General features: G+C 70.3%; 2 protein-coding genes. Both read right to left on the minus strand.

Going from position 1 to position 2,058, the window contains the following annotated elements; genetic code table 11:
- Positions 1 to 43 precede the first annotated feature (43 nt).
- The gene (locus ACE3S9_RS12350; RefSeq protein ID WP_374546765.1) at positions 44 to 385 is read right to left on the minus strand and encodes a hypothetical protein; all 342 of its coding nucleotides are present in this window, start codon (positions 383 to 385) and stop codon (positions 44 to 46) included.
- A gap of 68 nt (positions 386 to 453) precedes the next feature.
- Positions 454 to 2,058, minus strand: a 1,605-nt coding sequence (locus tag ACE3S9_RS12355; RefSeq protein ID WP_374546766.1) for an ATP-binding protein, incomplete at its 5' end; no start/stop codon positions are given.

The raw sequence follows: 2,058 nt of genomic DNA on the forward strand, positions 1-2,058 counted from the left end.
GTGTAAATGCTCGATGGCAAAAAGTCGATGCGAGCCGGTCGGTTCAGCCGCGCGAGGCGCGCGCCCGCGCCAGCACATAGGCGGGCAGCAGGACCGGCGCGGCCGTACCGCCGCCGCGATCCTCCCACGCCTCCTCGTCCGTCGGCAGGAGCATGATGGCGGTGGCGCAGACGACGCCGCCGAAGAACAGGCCAAATCCGCCGAACAGCAGCGTCAGACCCTGCCACATCACGTCGGAACGCAGCATCAGATCGCAGATGCCGGCGATATTGGACGCCAGCACGGCGGCGGCGCAGGCGAAGCCCACGGCCCAGCCGAGCATCCAGTTGGAGATCATCAGCCGAACCAGGCGGCTGGGCGTTTTGCTGTTGCGATTCTGACGCATGACGCCGTCCCTCGAAATGTTTTCAATGACAATCTAACGCAAAACAAGAATGGCGCCAGAGCGGAATTTCAGCCGCCCGCGCTGTCCAGCCGCAAGATCTGCGCGCGCGGGCCCAAAACCTGGTCCGCGATGCGCAGGATATGAGCGTGATGCGTGAACAGAATGGGCTGGATGGCCGCGCCCGCCGCCGCCAGCGCCTTGATGCCGGCGGCGGCGCGGGCTTCGTCGAAACTGGCGAACAGATCGTCGCCGACAAAGGGCGGACTTTCCGAACGCGCCGCGTAATCTTCGAGAAAAGCGAGGCGCAAAGCGAGATAGAGCTGATCGCGGGCGCCCTCGCTCAGCGCGGCGAGGCCAAGCGCCTCGCCGTCGGCGCGCCGGGCGATCAGATGCAACAGGTCGTCCTCGCCGAAATTCTGGCCGAGGCCGCTGTAGCGCCCCTCGGTCAGCGCGGCGAACAACACGCCGGCGCGCGCGAGCAGCGGGTCCTGGCGCTGGCCGCGCCGCCGCTCCAGGCTCGCGCCCACCAGCAGCGCCGAGAGTTTCAGCACCGCCCAGCGCCGCGAAAGCTCGGCGATATCGGCCCGCGCCGCCTCGCGCGCGACAATCGCCGCCTCGGCGCCAGCGCTTTGTTGCAGCCGAGCCAGGTCGCCCTGGCTCGCGCGCTGCGCGGCGTAAATGTCGCGGGCGCGGTCCTCGCGCTCCTTGCTCTGACGTCGGATCATATCGAGCCGGATACGGGCGGAATCGGGGTCGAAATCCGCCGCTTCGCGCGACAGGGCGGCTTCGTCATGGCCCTCGGCGACCAATGCGAGTCGTTCGCTTTCCGCCTTGATTTCGGCTTCCGTCGCCGCGCGCTCGCGCAGCCGCGCGGCGATCTGCTCAACCGCGCCGGACTGGCCGTGGCGCGCGCAAAAAGCCTGCAAATCGGCCTCCGTCGCGGTCTGCGCCTGTTCGGCCAGCGCCGCTTGCTCCTCGGCCGCGCGCAGCGCCTGTTCGGCCCGCGCGCGCAAGGCGGCTTTTTGACGCGCCGCCGCCAGCCGCCCGCGCAATTGCGCCACGGCGGGCTCAGTGGGGCGCGACGAAATGTCGCGCGCGCAGAGCGCCAGCAGAGCGTCGAGGCGCTGCTCGAAAGCGGCCATGTCCCGTCCGATCGCATCGACCCGGTTGGCGGCCTCCTCCTCGTCGAGCAATTCGCGCGGCAGCGCGCGCCAGAGCGTGACGCGCGCCCGCGCTTCGTCGAAAGCGGCGTCGGAATCGAGACAGAGCGCGGCCAGCGCGTCACGCCATTGGTCGCGCCATGTCTTTTCCTCTTCGGCGAGCCGGGCGAGGCGCTCCTCGAGCCTGGCGATCCGCTCCGGTGCATCGGCCAGCCGGGCGCGCGCCTCACGCGCCGTAATCTGCGCCTTTGCGATCTCGTCGATGCGCGCGGCGATCCGCCGCGCCAAAGCGGCGGCGTCGAGCGGCAGGGGATCGAGGCCGCAGGCGGCGGCGAGCGTTTCGAGGCCGGGCGCGATCCGTTCGAGCGCCGCGCCCTGCTCCTGCGCGCGGGCCTGATCGCGCCGCAGCGCCTCGCGGTCCTCGATCAGCCTTTCCGCCTTGTCGCGCCAGACCCGCATTTCCTGCGGGGAGGCGGGGGCGACGCCGCAGGCCCGCCACGCCTCCGTCCAATC

The organism is Rhodoblastus sp. (genome assembly GCF_041915505.1).
Lineage (GTDB): Bacteria > Pseudomonadota > Alphaproteobacteria > Rhizobiales > Beijerinckiaceae > Rhodoblastus.

Excerpts from the sequence above, each read along its gene's own strand:
- ACE3S9_RS12350 (WP_374546765.1), bottom strand. The coding sequence starts at position 385 with ATGCGTCAGAATCGCAACAGCAAAACGCCCAGCCGCCTGGTTCGGCTG.